Source organism: Demequina sp. (genome assembly GCA_024707205.1).
Lineage (GTDB): Bacteria > Actinomycetota > Actinomycetes > Actinomycetales > Demequinaceae > Demequina.
In genome coordinates this window covers 1,251,566-1,266,131 of the sequence record JANQAD010000001.1, presented here as the reverse complement: position 1 = coordinate 1,266,131, position 14,566 = coordinate 1,251,566, and the positions used below count along the sequence as shown (strand labels likewise).

17 protein-coding genes, 1 tRNA gene and 1 pseudogene are annotated in these 14,566 nt (G+C 68.2%); 12 read left to right on the top strand and 7 right to left on the bottom strand.

The features are described from left to right. Positions 1-38: 38 nt before the first annotated feature. Together NVV57_06505 and NVV57_06500 are read left to right on the top strand one after the other, a co-directional pair. Complete coding sequence (locus tag NVV57_06505) at positions 39-788, top strand: ATP-binding cassette domain-containing protein (GenBank protein MCR6712356.1); 750 nt, start codon at positions 39-41, stop codon at positions 786-788. Beyond that, the gene (locus tag NVV57_06500) at positions 785-2,104 is read left to right on the top strand and encodes an ABC transporter permease (GenBank protein MCR6712355.1); all 1,320 of its coding nucleotides are present in this window, start codon (positions 785-787) and stop codon (positions 2,102-2,104) included. Before NVV57_06505 ends, NVV57_06500 begins: the two co-directional genes overlap by 4 nt. Before the next feature lie 303 nt (positions 2,105-2,407). On the opposite strand, the gene NVV57_06495 is transcribed toward NVV57_06500, so the two are convergent. The 3 genes and pseudogenes from NVV57_06495 to NVV57_06485 all read right to left on the bottom strand — a co-directional run bounded on the left by NVV57_06495 (position 2,408) and on the right by NVV57_06485 (position 5,998). Next, positions 2,408-2,481: transfer RNA gene (locus tag NVV57_06495), tRNA-Pro, on the bottom strand. Positions 2,482-2,532: 51 nt separating this feature from the next. After that, a pseudogene (locus NVV57_06490) lies at positions 2,533-3,407 on the bottom strand (metallophosphoesterase). Beyond that, positions 3,407-5,998 (bottom strand): transglycosylase domain-containing protein, encoded by a 2,592-nt coding sequence (locus NVV57_06485; GenBank protein ID MCR6712354.1) that lies wholly within the window; start codon positions 5,996-5,998, stop codon positions 3,407-3,409. The pseudogene NVV57_06490 and the gene NVV57_06485 overlap by 1 nt, the downstream one beginning before the upstream one ends. A 92-nt stretch (positions 5,999-6,090) precedes the next feature. On the opposite strand from NVV57_06485, the gene NVV57_06480 reads away from it, so the two are divergent. Both NVV57_06480 and NVV57_06475 read left to right on the top strand, forming a co-directional pair. Then, complete coding sequence (locus NVV57_06480; GenBank protein MCR6712353.1) at positions 6,091-6,252, top strand: DUF4177 domain-containing protein; 162 nt, start codon at positions 6,091-6,093, stop codon at positions 6,250-6,252. Continuing rightward, complete coding sequence (locus NVV57_06475; protein MCR6712352.1) at positions 6,249-6,719, top strand: RidA family protein; 471 nt, start codon at positions 6,249-6,251, stop codon at positions 6,717-6,719. Before NVV57_06480 ends, NVV57_06475 begins: the two co-directional genes overlap by 4 nt. A gap of 9 nt (positions 6,720-6,728) precedes the next feature. Here the strand turns inward: NVV57_06475 and NVV57_06470 are convergent, their stop codons facing one another. Together NVV57_06470 and NVV57_06465 are read right to left on the bottom strand one after the other, a co-directional pair. Continuing rightward, positions 6,729-7,445 carry a Crp/Fnr family transcriptional regulator gene (locus NVV57_06470; protein MCR6712351.1) on the bottom strand — a complete coding sequence of 239 codons (717 nt, stop codon included), beginning with the start codon at positions 7,443-7,445 and terminating at the stop codon, positions 6,729-6,731. A gap of 13 nt (positions 7,446-7,458) precedes the next feature. Next, entirely contained in the window at positions 7,459-7,842 is a 384-nt protein-coding gene (locus NVV57_06465) for a hypothetical protein (protein ID MCR6712350.1), read from the bottom strand. A gap of 79 nt (positions 7,843-7,921) precedes the next feature. On the opposite strand from NVV57_06465, the gene nth reads away from it, so the two are divergent. Next, entirely contained in the window at positions 7,922-8,596 is a 675-nt protein-coding gene (gene nth, locus NVV57_06460; GenBank protein ID MCR6712349.1) for an endonuclease III, read from the top strand. Positions 8,597-8,674: 78 nt separating this feature from the next. On the opposite strand, the gene nhaA is transcribed toward nth, so the two are convergent. Continuing rightward, complete coding sequence (nhaA, locus tag NVV57_06455; GenBank protein MCR6712348.1) at positions 8,675-9,883, bottom strand: Na+/H+ antiporter NhaA; 1,209 nt, start codon at positions 9,881-9,883, stop codon at positions 8,675-8,677. Positions 9,884-9,911: 28 nt separating this feature from the next. Next, positions 9,912-10,619: a response regulator transcription factor gene (locus NVV57_06450; GenBank protein MCR6712347.1), complete on the bottom strand. Its 708-nt coding sequence runs from the start codon at positions 10,617-10,619 to the stop codon at positions 9,912-9,914. A 56-nt stretch (positions 10,620-10,675) separates the two neighbouring features. Here NVV57_06450 and NVV57_06445 point away from each other — a divergent pair, with 56 nt between their 5' ends. The 7 genes from NVV57_06445 (at position 10,676) to NVV57_06415 (ending at position 14,544) form a co-directional block, all read left to right on the top strand. Continuing rightward, positions 10,676-11,068 carry a hypothetical protein gene (locus NVV57_06445; GenBank protein ID MCR6712346.1) on the top strand — a complete coding sequence of 131 codons (393 nt, stop codon included), beginning with the start codon at positions 10,676-10,678 and terminating at the stop codon, positions 11,066-11,068. Beyond that, positions 11,008-11,412 (top strand): hypothetical protein, encoded by a 405-nt coding sequence (locus NVV57_06440; GenBank protein ID MCR6712345.1) that lies wholly within the window; start codon positions 11,008-11,010, stop codon positions 11,410-11,412. Before NVV57_06445 ends, NVV57_06440 begins: the two co-directional genes overlap by 61 nt. A 10-nt stretch (positions 11,413-11,422) precedes the next feature. Then, entirely contained in the window at positions 11,423-11,854 is a 432-nt protein-coding gene (locus tag NVV57_06435; protein MCR6712344.1) for a thioredoxin family protein, read from the top strand. 20 nt (positions 11,855-11,874) lie between these two features. Then, positions 11,875-12,336 carry a DUF4395 domain-containing protein gene (locus NVV57_06430; GenBank protein ID MCR6712343.1) on the top strand — a complete coding sequence of 154 codons (462 nt, stop codon included), beginning with the start codon at positions 11,875-11,877 and terminating at the stop codon, positions 12,334-12,336. Between the two features lie 8 nt (positions 12,337-12,344). Continuing rightward, a complete protein-coding gene (locus NVV57_06425) occupies positions 12,345-12,701 on the top strand; it encodes a DsrE family protein (protein ID MCR6712342.1) in 357 nt (118 codons plus the stop codon). A gap of 145 nt (positions 12,702-12,846) precedes the next feature. After that, positions 12,847-13,380, top strand: coding sequence for an FABP family protein (locus NVV57_06420; protein MCR6712341.1), 534 nt, complete (start codon positions 12,847-12,849; stop codon positions 13,378-13,380). A 33-nt stretch (positions 13,381-13,413) separates the two neighbouring features. Further along, positions 13,414-14,544, top strand: coding sequence for a folate-binding protein (locus NVV57_06415; GenBank protein ID MCR6712340.1), 1,131 nt, complete (start codon positions 13,414-13,416; stop codon positions 14,542-14,544). Positions 14,545-14,566 lie beyond the last annotated feature (22 nt).

Below are 14,566 nucleotides of genomic sequence, written 5' to 3'. Positions count from 1 at the left end.
GAAGATGCAGGCAAGGCATAAGCCAGAAGGAGACGTAGATGGACACACCCATCATTGAACTGCGGCAGGTGACCAAGAGCTTCGGCCCGGTCAGCGTGCTGCGCGGCGTGGACTTCAAGGCCCACGCCGGGAAGGTCACCGCTCTCGTCGGTGACAACGGCGCAGGCAAGTCGACGCTCATCAAGGGCCTTGCCGGGGTCCAGCAATACGACGGCGGCGAGGTGCTGTTCAACGGCAAGGCCGTGGATCTTCACCACCCACGCGAGGCCGCCCGCCACGGCATTGAGGTGGTGTACCAAGACCTCGCGCTGTGCGACAACCTCGACATCGTGCAGAACATGTTCCTCGGTCGTGAGGAGACGGGCACGGGAACCTTCAACGAGGGACAGATGGAGGTTGAGGCCGCTCGCGCGCTGATGTCGCTGTCCGTCAAGACGGTGAAGTCGCTGCGACAGAAGGTCTCGAGCCTCTCTGGTGGCCAGCGTCAGACCGTGGCCATCGCCCGCTCCGTGGTGAAGCAGGCAAAGGTCGTGATCCTCGACGAGCCCACCGCGGCACTCGGCGTTGCCCAGACGGAGCAGGTGCTCAACCTGGTGCGCCGCCTCGCCGACAGCGGGGTCGCCGTCATCATCATTTCCCACAACCTTCAGGACGTCTTCGAGGTCGCGGACGACATCTGGGTTCTGTACCTCGGAACCATGACCGCGACGCTCGCAACCAAGGACACCACCCCGAACGACGTGGTCGGCTACATCACCGGCACCAAGAAGATGGAGATGGCCTCATGAGCAAAGAGACCAATCCTCCGGCCTCCAAGCTGAGCCCCGCCCAGGCGGCCGCGATCGTGGACGCTCCGGTTGGCGTCGTCCCCGACCCCGACACGCCCAACCTTCTGGGGAAGGGAATGTCGACCTCGGTCGGCGAGCACTTCCAGGCGTACATCCAGCGCCTGCGTGGCGGCGAGATGGGCGCCCTGCCCGCCGTCGCCGGCCTTGTGGTGCTGATGGTGATCTTCTCGTTCGCCGACAGCCACTTCCTCACGGAGCGCAACATCGCCAACCTGCTCACGCAGGCGGCGGAGCTCGTGACCCTGGGCATGGCGCTCGTGTTCGTGCTGCTGCTCGGCGAGATCGACCTTTCCGCTGGCGTCACGTTCGGCGTCGCGATGTCGGTGTTCGTGCGGCTCACTCAGCCGGACGGCTTCTCGTGGCCGGTGGCGCTGCTCATCGCGCTCGCGATCGGCTTCGCGATCGGCTTCACCATCGGGTTCTTCGTGGCCAAGATCGGCGTTCCATCGTTCGTGGTGACACTGGGATTGTTCCTTGGCCTCCAAGGCGTGATCCTGATCATCATCGGGGCGGGTGGCTCCTACCGCGTCATCCCGCCGCAGATCCTGGCCATCCAGAACAGCAACCTGCCCGTGTGGGCCGGCTGGGCGCTGCTGGCCATCGTGCTGCTGCTGCTGTTCGGTGTCGCTATGTGGGATCGGGCTCGGCGCGCGGCGTCCGGCGCCCCGAACCCGCCGATGGTTGTCACGTACCTCAAGCTGGCCGGCATCGCGATCATCGGCGCCGTCATGGTCATCGTGCTCAACGCGGACCGCGGAACCAAGCTGAAGTCGCTCCAGGGCGTGCCGATCGTGGTCCCGTTCATCCTGCTCATCTTCTTGGTGGGCACGTTCGTGCTTGACCGCACCAGGTACGGCCGGTACTTGTACGCCATCGGCGGCAACGCCGAGGCGGCTCGCCGCTCGGGTGTCAACGTGACGCTCGTGAAGTGGGCCGCGTTCTGCACGTGTTCCGTGCTCGCCGTCATCGCTGGCGTCTTCACGGTGTCGCGCTCCGGTCTCGCCGATGCAACGCTCGGTCGTGACATCGTGCTCAGCGGTGTCGCAGCCGCCGTGGTCGGTGGCGTGAGCCTCTTCGGCGGCCGCGGCCGCCTGGTTCACGCGGTGGTCGGTGCGTTCGTGATCGCCGTCATCAACAACGGCCTGCTGCTGATTCACCTTCCCGCGGGCGCCACGCTCGCGGCGAGCGGCGCGGTCCTCATCATCGCCGCCACGGTGGACGCCCTATCGCGTCGCCGCGCCGGCGTGGTGGGCTAGCCGCCCGACGCTGCAGCACCTCAGAGGCCCCCTCCCGTTCGCGGGAGGGGGCCTTCTGCATGCTCCGGGCTCCGCGCTGTCCCCGAACCTCAGCGCCCTTTGGGAGCTCCACGCCCCCGGAACTCGAACATGAGCGCCCTATAGGGACTCCCGCAATGTGAAGAGGGGCCCGCGTTCGCGAGCCCCTCTTGACACTCATGTTCTACGTCGGGGTGATCGTCGCGCCGCTTCGCGGCGCTCCTCAACCCCTCCTCCGTTCGCTCGGGAGCCAAAGCCTCCGGCTTTGCTCCCTCACTCACCACGTCGGGGTGACAGGATTTGAACCTGCGACCTCGTCGTCCCGAACGACGCGCGCTACCAAACTGCGCCACACCCCGTAATTGAGCCTGCTCAGAATACCCGCTCAGACCCCCGCGAAAGAAATCGCCTCACGCCTCGACGAGAGTGAGCACAGTCGCCTCCGGCCGCACGCCAAGCGCACCGGCGCAAACGGACTGGTGCCAAGGCCGGCGGACACGTGAAGCCATGTCCCCCCAGCGTCGGGCCAGGTGCTGAGGCCCTTGGCGCGGGAGGTGTCGAGATCGCAATTGGTGACCAGGGCGCCAAAGCCTGGAACGCACACCTGGCCGCCGTGGGTGTGGCCCGCGAGGATCAGCTGGGCGCCGTCGTCGGCGAGCGCCTGCAGCGCACGACGGTAGGGCGCGTGGACCACGCCAAGGACCAGGTCGGCCCGCGGGCGTCGACCGCCAGGCAACTCGTCGCGCTCGATGTGAGGATCGTCGAGGCCCACAATGCGGATCTTCAGGCCGTTGACCGTCAGGGACGCGCGCGCGTTGTTGGCGTCGATCCAGCCGCCGGCCACGAGACCCTCCCGCAGGTCCTCGACCGGCAGCTTTTCCGCCCCCGCGCGGAGCAGCGACGGGCCGCCGAAGTACGCGAGCGGGTTCTTGGCGCGCGGGCCAAAGTAGTCGTTGGACCCGAACACGAAGATGCCGGGGCGACTCATCAGCGGCTCGTAGGCGCCGAGCAGCGGGGGCACCGCCAGCTCGTGCGCGAGGTTGTCACCAGTGGTGACCACGAGGTCGATGGGCTCGCCCGCAAGCGCGCGCACCCACGCGATCTTGTCACGCTGCCCTGGGGTCAGGTGCAGGTCGCTCAGGTGAAGAATTCGAAGCGGCTCACTCCCCGGCGGGAGAACCGGAACCGTGACCCGACGCAACGTGAACGCGTGCGCCTCCACGAGTGACCACGCGAGCGTGGCGGCGCCCGCCACCGCGAGCGCTCCGACGGCGCGGCGCAGCATCAGTGGTTGCCGCCGCCGAATCCGCCGCCGTTGCCGCCGAATCCGCCGTCGTCGTGTCCGTCGCCATCTCCATCACCATGGGGCTGGTCGACGCCCGGCCAGCCGTTCGGGGGGTTCGTTGCGAACTCGGGCGGCGGCCACACGGTGCCCCAGTAGTTCGAGGGCGCCTTGTTGGGGTCCCAGTTGGGTGGCCAGTTGTACCACCAGTCGGGGAGCGAGCTTGCGGCGATGTAGTACGTGATCACGGCACCCGGCAGGGCCTTGCCGCCAGCAGGGTTCTGCGCGGCGATGGTGCCCTTGACGTAGTTGGGGGCGTACACCCAGTACTCACCCTTGGCGAAGCGGAACCCAGCCTCGTTGATCGCCTTCTGCGCTTCCGCCTCGGTCATGCCCACCACATCGGGGATGTCGCGCGGCACGCCGTAGAGGATGTCGTTCGAGACCTTGGGGAAGCTCTTGATCTTCTCGCCCTTGAGCGCGCGGTCCATGAAGTGTTTCCACGTGGGGCCGCTGATGGTTGCGCCGAACAGGATCGGATACCTGGTGCCGTTGATGCGGATGTTCTCACCGATCACGTCGTGTGTGGGATTGCCCATCCACACCGTGGCAACGAGCTGCGGCGTGTACCCCATGAACCACAGGTGCGTGCTCATCTGTGCCGTGCCGGTCTTGCCCGCGGAGGGCCGCCCGCTGGCGAGCTGAATGTCCTTGCCGGTCCCCTCTGTCATCACGTCCTCAAGGGCGTAGGTGACGCCAGCGGCGATGTCTGCGGTGAGCGCCCTGGTGCACTTCGACTGAGGAACGTCGTACTCGTGGCCGTCCGCGCCCGTCACCGAGACGATGGCCGTTGGCGGGCAGTACTTGCCGTTGTTGGCGAGGGTCTGCGCGATCGACGACATCGTCAGCGGCGACGCGTTCTGGGTGCCAAGAGCCGTGGATGGAATGACCTCGTAGTCAACGCCGTCGGCACGGTGGAAGCCCATGTCCTCCGCAGTGGTCTCGATGTCGCACAGGTCAATCTCGTGCGCCATAGCCACAAAGCCCGTGTTGATCGAGTGCGCCGTGGCGCTGAGGACGGTCATCTGACCGCCGGCCTCACCTTCGGAGTTGCCCGGCTTCCACGAGGCGCTCCCGCGGAAGGGGTTGGAGCCTAGGCACGACGCTGTCCACGAGTCCGGCTTGTACTCCTTCTGGTTGGCGTTGATCACCTGCATCAGGGAGCGCCCGGACTTCAGCCACGCGGCGAGCACCACGGGCTTGAACGTCGATCCCGGTGAGAATCCGCGTGAGCCGCCCATGTCGCGATCCACCGAGTAGTTGATGGTCGTGGAGCCCTTTTCCTTGCCGCTCGGGTCATAGGTGCGGTTCTGCGCCATCGCGAGAATTTCACCCGTAGTCGGCTCGAGCGCAACAAGCGCCATGGCCCAGCCGCTCTTGTCCGTCGACTTCATCGACTTGTTGAGCTCTTGGTTCGCGATCTTCTGCTTGGTGTAGTCGAGCGTGGTGATGATGGTCAGGCCACCCTGCTCAAGCAGCTTCTGGCCGTTGAGCCCGTCCTGGTTGAAGACGGGGTCCTTCGCGATGATTCGGGTCACGTAGTCGCAGAAGAACGGGGCCTCGGCAGCGGCCGCACACGAGTGCTTGGGCTGGTGCGGGTCCAGGGTGTTCTCGATGGGCATTGCGCGCCACTGGTGATACTCGGCCTTGGTGATCATCCCCTGCTCGAACATGGTGAAGAGCACCACGTTGCGGCGCTGCTGCGCAGCCTTGGGGTGATGCAGCGGATCCCACTTGGACGGGTTCTGCGTGATGCCCGCGATGGTCGCCGCCTCGATGGCGTTCAACTGAGAGGCGTGCTTGCCGAAGTACACCTCGGCGGCGGCCTCGACGCCGTACGTGTTGGTGCCGAACTGGGCGATGTTGAGGTACTGCTCGAGCACGTACTCCTTGCCGCAGTCCACCTTGGGGTCGTCGGTGCACGTGTCGCCGTAAATCCGGTCGAGCTCTTCCTCGTAGCCCAGCGCGAGGCGCCATTCGCGGATCTTGCGCGTCATGGAGACTTCGGTCGCGGACTTGATGTCTGCGGCCTTCTCCTCCTCAGACTTGTCCGAGGAGATCGCCTTCTGCAGGAGCACGTTCTTGATGAGCTGCTGCGTCAGCGTGGAGCCGCCGGGGCTGTGTGACGACGTGAGGTTGATGTACATCGCGCGAACGATGCCCTGGCCGTCAACACCGTTGTGCTGCCAGAAGCGCTTGTCCTCGACCGCGACGGTCGCCTTCTGAATCCACGGCGAGATCTGCTCGAGCGGGACCACCACGCGGTTCTGCGTGTAGAAGGTCGCGAGCAGGTGCTTGCCGGAGCTGTCGTAGATGTTGGACTTCTGCGCCAGCTCTGTGGGCGCGAGGTCGGTGGGCAGCTCCTCGAACAGCTTCGAGGACTCCTCGGCCGCGCCGGAGGCGACGGACGCCGCCGGAAGGAACATGCCGGCGACTAGCACCCCGCCGAGAACGGACAGCACGGCGAACATGAGCAGCGCGGTCGCGAACTGGACCAGGGTCACGCGTACGCGCGGCCTCGGTTCTCGTGCCATCTGCCTGATCCTCACTGCCAGTTGGGGGCGTCGGGAGTGTCAACGTATGACGCCCTAGGAACGTTGCCCGGCACGGGAGATACGCTCTGCTTATGAGAATCACGTGGGAATACGCGACCGTGCCGCTCATCGACCATGTTACCAAGCAGATTTTGGACCAGTGGGGCGATGACGGTTGGGAACTGGTTCAGGTAGTAGTGGGCCCGACGGGAGGGCTGGTGGCGTACCTGAAGCGGCCTAAGGACGCCTCATGACCGCGAGCGAGCGCCTCGCGGCGCTCGGGCTTGAGCTGCCTGAGGTTGCCAGCCCTGTGGGCACATACGTGCCTGCCAAGCGCCACGGCGACCTGGTCTATACCTCGGGCCAGCTGCCGCTCACTGACGGCGCCCTTCTTGCGCAAGGCAGCGTCGGGCAGCGAGAGGGCGACGTGTCGCCCGAGCGGGCGCTCGAGTGCGCGCGAGTGGCGGCGCTCAACGCGCTTGCCGCAGCGGCGCAGGCAGCCGGTGGCCTCGAGAACATCGAGGGCGTGCTGCGCGTCACGGGCTACGTCGCGTCGGCGCCGGGCTTCACGGCCCAGCCTGCCGTGGTGAACGGGGCGAGCGGGCTGATCGCGGACGTGTTCGGCGAGCAGGGGCGCCACGCGCGCTCCGCAGTTGGCGTGGCGAGCCTGCCCTTGGGCGCGCCGGTCGAGATCGAGATTGTGGCGATAGTCCGCAACTGACGTGCGGCGTCAGCGGGAGCGGGCGCGCAGGCGGTCGGGTTCGTAGACCTCGACGGACCCGATGTGCACGTCGATCCACCCGCGTGACGCGAAGTCCGCGAGCGCCTTGTTCACGGTCTCTCGCGAAGCCCCAACGAGCTGCGCCAGCTCCTCCTGAGTGAGGCCGTGCCTCACCACGATGTGCCCCCGCTCCATCCGGCCAAAGCGGTGGCCGAGGTCGAGGATGGCCTTCGCCACGCGGCCCGGCACGTCGGAGAACACCAGGTCCGCCATGGTGTTCGATGTGCGGCGGATCCGCTGCGCGAGCGCGCGCATGATGGGCCGCGACATCTCGAGGTGGGTGTCGAGCCACTCGTCGAGCACGGCCTTGGGCAACTCGTAGACGGTGGAATCCTCGACCGCGTGCGCCCTTGCGAGGCGCGGGCCGGGGTCAAAGACCGACAGCTCGCCCAGCATGTCGCCGACCCCAAGGAGGCCCAGCAGGTTCTCGCGGCCGTCGCGGGCCGTGCGGGCCAGCTTCACCTTGCCGCGGACGATGATGTACAGCGCCTGGCCGTCGTCGCCCTCGTTGAAGATGGTGTCGCCCTTGGCCACGTCGTAGCGCGTCATCTTCTCCATGAGGGAGCGCGCGCTGCCCACATCCATGCCGCCAAAGAGGGGTGCGGAGCGCAGCAACTGCTCTTCGCGCGTGGTGTCGCGCGTCGCCTCACGGGTCAAGTCAGCCATCTCGCCTCCCTCATCACCCTCGATGAACCTTGCCCATGGCATCCACCATCTGAGCGGTCACGCTATCAAGAGTGGCACTAAGGCGCCCCTCATACCGGTCAAGGCGCGCATCCAGCGCGTCGAGCGCGTCGAGATCCGCCACCGTCACCTCGTGCACATCGGGCCACACGGCGCCCGTGAGTTCGAGCGCGGTCGGCGCATCCGAGGCCAGCGCGAGCCACGCGGCCTCGCTCGCGTCCTGCGCCACGGTGTCGGGCGCGGTGAGCGACGCGAGGGTCAGGTCGCGCCGTGCCACGAGCAGCCTGCGCCACCACTTCACGCGCGCAAGCTCGCGCCGTAGGTCACGACGCTGGTGGCGGAGGTCTGCAACCTCGTCCGCCGCTGCCGTCGCGTTCACTCGCTCTCCTTCTGGTACCGCGGCCCTTACCGCTACAGGATGTATCGGCCCGCGGCCCGCGGTTCTGTAGCCTCGACCTATGCCGCCGCTCACTGTTGCCAGCCTGGGAACTGCCCCCAGCGTCGGGCTGGTGCGCAGGGCGAGGGCCATCAACCGCCGCCTCGCGGAGGTATATCCGGACGCCCACTGCGAACTCGACTTCGAGACCCCGTACCAGCTGCTCGTGGCGACGGTGCTGAGCGCGCAGTGCACGGACGTGCGCGTCAATCAGGTGACGCCCGGCCTGTTTGCCCTATGGCCCGACGCTGTGGCCATGTCGGGCGCGGAGCCGCCGGCTTTGGAGGAGGTCATCCGGTCAACGGGCTTCTTCCGGGCCAAGGCGCGCTCGATTCTCGAGTTGAGCGCGGACCTGGTGGAGAAGCACGGCGGCGAGGTGCCTGGGAGGCTCGAGGACCTCGTAAAGCTGCGTGGCGTGGGTCGCAAGACCGCGAATGTGGTGCTCGGCAATGCGTTCGGGGTGCCGGGAATCACCGTGGACACGCACATGGGGCGGCTGTCCCGGCGGCTGGGGCTGACGGTAAACGAGGACCCCGTGATGGTGGAGCGGGACCTGATGGCGCTCATCGAGCGGCGCGAGTGGACGCTGTGGTCGCACCGCGTGATCTTCCACGGGCGGCGGCGCTGCACGGCGCGCAAGCCCGACTGCGCGAACTGCGAGATCGCGGCGCTGTGTCCGCGGATTGGGGTCAGCTGACGCGCGCACGCTCAGTACGTCTGAACCACTGAGCGCAGATTTTGGGTGCGTTCCGGACGGTATTCGACGCTGAGTGGTTCAGACGGAAGAGGCGGCGGCGCGCCGATAGGCACGCGCGCGCCACGACAGGAGCGCGCCGCCGATGACCGCGGCAGTCACCGAGGCGATGAGGATCGCCATCGTCACCACGTCCGTCTCGGCGTCGCTGAACGCCAACTCGGCGATGAGCAGGGACACCGTGAAGCCGATGCCCGCGAGCGCGCCCACCGAGATGATGTCCCACCACGACAGCCCCGGATCCAACGCGGCCTTCGTGAACGTCGCAACCAGGAACGTCGCGAGCACGATGCCCAGCGGCTTGCCGACCACCAAACCAATCGCCACCCCCTGCGCCACCGGATCATTGACCGCCGCGTTGAAGGCCGCCGCAGTGATGGGGATTCCGGCCGCGAAGAGCGCGAAGATCGGCACCGCGATTCCCGACGAGATGGGCCGCCACGCGTGCTCCCACTTCTCCGTCAGCGGCTCCTTCTGCCCGCGCACCGCGACCGCCGGCACCACGAGGCCAAGCGCCACACCCGCGATCGTCGCGTGCACGCCCGACGCGTGCATGGTCGCCCACGCCACCACGGCGAGCGGCCCCAGCGCCCACCAGCGCGTGAACCCGCGCCGCGCAAGCATCCCAAAGACGAACACGCACACCGCAGAGGCCGCGAGCCACGGCAGGGACACGTCGGCGGTGAAGAAGATAGCGATCACCAAGATCGCGAGCAGGTCGTCCACCACGGCGAGCGTCAGCAGGAAAGCCCGCAGCGCCGTGGGCAGCCCGCGGCCAACAATCGCCAGCACGGCCATCGCGAACGCGATGTCCGTGGCCGTCGGCACGGCCCATCCGGAGAGCGAGCCGCCCCGCGAGAGGTTCACCCCCACGTAGATCAGTGCGGGGACCACCATGCCGCCAACGGCGGCAACAGCAGGGACGACGGCCGTGGCCGGGTTGCTCAGCTCCCCCACCCTGAGCTCTCGCTTGAGTTCGAGGCCGATAACGAAGAAGAAGATCGCGAGCAGCCCGTCCGCGGCCCAAGTCTCAACAGAGAGATGCAAGTGCAAAACCGAGGGGCCAAACGAGAACGCCGACACAGACTCGTACGCAGACGCCCACCGCGAGTTCGCCCACACCAGCGCCACGACCGCGCCAAGCAGCAGCATGACCCCGCCGGCCCGCTCGGTGCGCAGCAGGTCGGCGATGGTGCGTTCTGTTGAGTCACTCGGTGACCCGAAGAGCACCCGCCCAGCCACAGCGTCGGGCCCCTGCTTAGGCGTCTACGGCCTGAGGCGCCGCCACGCGCTGCGTTGGCGGGTCAAAGCGGTAGCCGACGTTGCGCACGGTGCCGATGAGCTGTTCGTACTCGGCACCTAGTTTCGCGCGAAGGCGCCGCACGTGGACGTCCACGGTGCGCGTGCCGCCGTAGTAGTCGAAACCCCAGACCTCCTGGAGCAGCTGGTCGCGCGTGTAGACGCGGCCGGGGTGCTGCATGAGGTACTTGAGGAGCTCGAACTCCTTGTAGGTGAGGTCGAGCGGCACTCCCTTGAGGCGGGCGGTATAGCCGCCAACATCAACGGTGAGGTCACCGGAGGAGAACTCGGCCATCTTGTCCAGGGGATCCTCGGCGCGCGCCTTCGCGATCAGCAGGCGGATGCGCGCCTCCACCTCGGCGGGCGAAGCGTCGGCCATGACCACGTCGTCGGAGCCCCAGTCCGCGTTCACGATCGACATGCCGCCATCGCGAAGCACCAGCAGCAGCGGCACCGTGACGCCCGTGACCTGCACCAGCCGGCAGTTGTTGCGCGCCTCCGCGAGATCGGTGCGGGCGTCCACGATGAGCACGTCGGCATCCATCGCGTCCAGCATGGCCGACGGCACGGGCGCCACCACGCGCGTGCGGTGAGAGAGGAGGGCGAGCGCGGGCAACACGTCAGCGGCCCCAGCATGAGCGGGGGTAAGCACGAGCAGGTCAGCCACAGGCACCTCCGGTTGGCCAACACTCTAGCGGCGAGACCCGTGGGAGACTAACCCCCATGATTCCGTCCACCCGCGCGACGATCACCGCCGTCGCCGCCGCGGTGATCGCCGTCACCGGCTATCTGGGCACTCGCTATCTCGCCGCCGGCGTGCTCGCGTGCATCGTCGCGGCGGCTATCGGCTATCCGCACCTCATGCGCGTGACGCGCCCGCGCGTGACCACGGCCATCATCATCGGCGGCGGCGGGCTCGCGCTCGTCGCGGTGGTGCTGGGCCGCACGGCGCCGTACCTGCGCTACATGACCGTCGCCGTTGCCGCGGTGACCGTCGCCGCCCTCGCGGCCGTGGTCTTCTTCCCCCGCCGGGACCAGGGCGGGCCGTCACCTACGTGGCCGCCACGGCGTCGGGCGGCGCGATCGTCGCCTCAGGGGCGGCGTGGGTGGCCGTGAACCGCACCAACGGCGCCGAGGACCTGGTGGTGTGCGGCGGCGCGGCGCTGGCCGTGGCCGCGATCGCGTCGGTGCTCACCTCGCACCCCACCGTCAACACCATCGGAGCGCTCCTGCTTGGCACCCTCACCGGCGGCGTGATGGGCGCGTTCTTCCCGTCCCTGCCCTGGTACGCGGGCCTCCTGATCGGTCTCGTGTGCGCCGTGGCCGCCGTGCTCATTCAGGAGCTCTACCGGCGCGAGCCCCGCCCGCGCGGCTGGTGGCCGGGAATAGCGGCGGGCATCGCACCCGTTCTTGTGGCCGGAGCGCTCGTGTACATCGCCGGGCGCCTGCTCGTCGGCTGATCGGACTTTCATGCTTCTCCGCATCCTCGCCCTGGTGGTGCTGCTGGGCGCGGCCACGCTGTTCTACCGGTGGTGGCAAGGTCGCCAGGGCACGGTCCGACGGGTGGAGCGGCCGGGCGCCCTGACCCCCGCGATCCTTGGGTCACCGAGGGGCGCGCGGGCCACCTTCGTCCAGTTCTCCACTCCCATGTGCGCCAAATGCCCCGGCACCGCGGTGCTGCTCAAGCGCGTTGCCGCCGAGCAGCCGCACGTGGCGTGGATCGAGATCGACGCGGCCGAGCGGCTGGACCTGGCGCGCGAGCTCCACATCATGCGCACGCCCACCACGCTGGTACTGGACTCCGAGGGCCTCGTGGTCGCCCGCATGGACGGGGCGCCAACCGAGGCGCAGGCACGGGAGGCGCTGGAAGCGGCGCCGCTCCCCCCGGAGTACGCTATCTAGTGAATTCCTATGGAGGAGATATGACTACGGACGCGGCGCCGACCGCCAAGGACATCCAGATCGACCCGCGCGGCTACCGCTTTGGCGCGTCCGTGACCCTGGTGATCTCGATCGTCGCGCTCATCCTCGGCGCCAACACCGCGGGTTGGGTGACGATGGCGATCCTCGCGCTGCTGTTCCTGCCCGGCGCCACCGTGGGCCCGCAGGCCACGCTGCAGTCGCGGATCTTCAAGCGCTTCATCCGCCCGCGCATCGGCGCGCCAAAGGAGACCGAGTCCTTCCGACCGCCGCGCTTCGCGCAGCAGATGGGCCTGGGCTTCTCCGTGCTCGCCGTTCTCTTCGGCGTGCTCGGCAGCGCCCCCGGCTTCTTCATCTTCACCGGCTTCGTGGTGTTCGCCTCGTTCCTCAACTCGGTGTTCGGCTTCTGCCTGGGCTGCGAGATCTATCTGCTGCTGAAGCGCGCCACCACGCGCGCAGCCTGAGGCAGCCGGTGGCCGCACTCGTCGTCAAGTGCACGTGGGGTCTCGAGCGCCCCGAGACGCTTTTCCAGGCGTTCACCGTTGCCGCGACCGCCGCGAGCGCGGGCAACGACGTGAGCCTGTGGCTCACCGGGGATGCCGTCTGGCACGCCGTGTCCGCGACCCCTGACGCCACCCTTGACCACTCTCCCAACCTGTCTGTGCTGCGCGAAGCCGTCACAGCGTCGGGCCGTATCACCGTGTGCGCGCAGTGCGCGGCCCGGCGCGGCATCGTCGAATCCGATCTCATAACTGGCGCGCGCATCGCCGGCGCCGCCGCCTTCGTCGAAGAGTCGCTCAACCCGAGCGCCACCGCACTCGTCTACTGACGGGGTTTGCCAACAATGGCGCCTACAATCGAGGCATCATGACCGCCGTTGAAACGACCTTCACCATCCTCGCGATCGTCGCGTTCCTCGCCACGGCCTGGGTGTGCGGCCTGGTGGTGTGGCGCCTCGTGAGGACCTCCAAGCGGTGACGTTCGTCATCCCGGAGGACCTCGCCCCCGAGGTCTACCCCCTCGCGTGGCTGGTTGGCGCGTGGGAGGGCCACGGCGTCATCGACTACCCGGACATCCCCACCGCGGACTTCCGCCAGACCATCGACTTCTCCCACGACGGCGGCCCGTACCTCGAGTACCGCTCCGCGATCACCCTCATGGGGCCCGACGGCGAGCCTGGGCAGGTCTGGGCCGTCGAGTCGGGCTTCTGGCGGGTTTCGCCGTCGGTTCCCGATGGCGTGACGCTCACCGAGAACCAGCACCCGCTCGAGGTGGTGCTCACCGACGCCGCCGGATTCGTCTCCGTGTATGTGGGCGCGATCGGCAACGGGCGCATCGACCTGGCCACGGACCTCATGGCGCGCACCGCCTCCGCCCCCGCGGTCGCCGGCGCCACGCGCCTGTACGGCCTCGTCAACGGCGAGCTGATGTGGGCCCAGGACCTCGCGGCCTTCGGCCACGAACTGCAGTCGTATGCGTCAGGGCGGCTGTCTCGTGTTGACGCGTAGGAATCTTCCGTGACTGACGACGGTTCTCTAGCCATGACCTCCCCGCTCCTTTCGCGCCACGGCGCAGTCGAGGCCTCGGGGCCCGACGCTGGCGTCGCCTGGCACTACGGGGATCCCGTTGGCGAGCAGCGGGCTTTGGCGGAGGGGCGCGCGTTCGTTGACCAGTCGCACCTTGGCGTGGTGACGGTCACGGGACCGGACCGGCTGTCTTGGCTCAACTCGCTGTGCACGCAGGAGGTCGGCTCGCTGGCTCCCGGCGAGAGCTCCGAGTTCATGATCCTGTCGCCCCAAGGGCGCATCGAGCACGTCGCCTCTTTGGTCGACGACGGCGAGACGGCGTGGCTCATCACCGAGACGGCCGCCGGTTTGGCGGCGTTCCTCGACCGCATGCGCTTCATGCTGCGAGTAGAGGTCGCGGATGTCTCCGCGGAATGGGCGGCGATCGGAGAGGCGGTGTCTCGCCGTGCCGCCGAGGGCGAGCCGGTGACCTGGGTGGACCCGTGGCCAGGCGTGACGGACGGGGGAACGTCGTACAGCGTCGGCGCTGTCGCCAGGACCCGGCCGTGGCGGCTGGTGCTGGTGCCGCGTGCCTCCTTGGATGCGGAGGCCGACTCGCGGCTCGCCGCCGGCTGGACGCTCGCGGGAACGTGGGCCGCGGAGGCAGAGCGCGTGGAGGCGCATCGCCCGCGCGCGGCCACCGAGGTCGACGACCACTCGCTCCCCCACGAATACGACTGGCTGCGCACCGCCGTGCACCTGCACAAGGGCTGCTATCGCGGGCAGGAGACGGTCGCGAAGGTGCACAACGTGGGCCGGCCGCCGCGCCGGTTGACGTTCCTGTACCTCGACGGCTCGTCTCACGTGCTGCCGGAGGCGGGTGCGGTGCTGACCGTTTCCGGCTCGGACGCCCCGGCCGGCCGCATCACCTCGGTGGCGCGCGACCGTGAGGACGGGCCGATCGCGCTCGCCCTCATCAAGCGCTCGGTGGACCCGTCGGCGACGCTGTTGGCGGCGTCGGACGCCGGGCCGATCTCCGCCACCCAGGAACCCATCGTTGACCCCAGCGGATTCTCCGTTGACCGCCCTCCGCCCGTCGGGCCCACCATGAAGGGCCTGCTCATGGGCAAGGGGTGCGCCGCGGACGGCGGAGACATTCCCGACTGAACCCTGACGCTTCGCCGGGCGC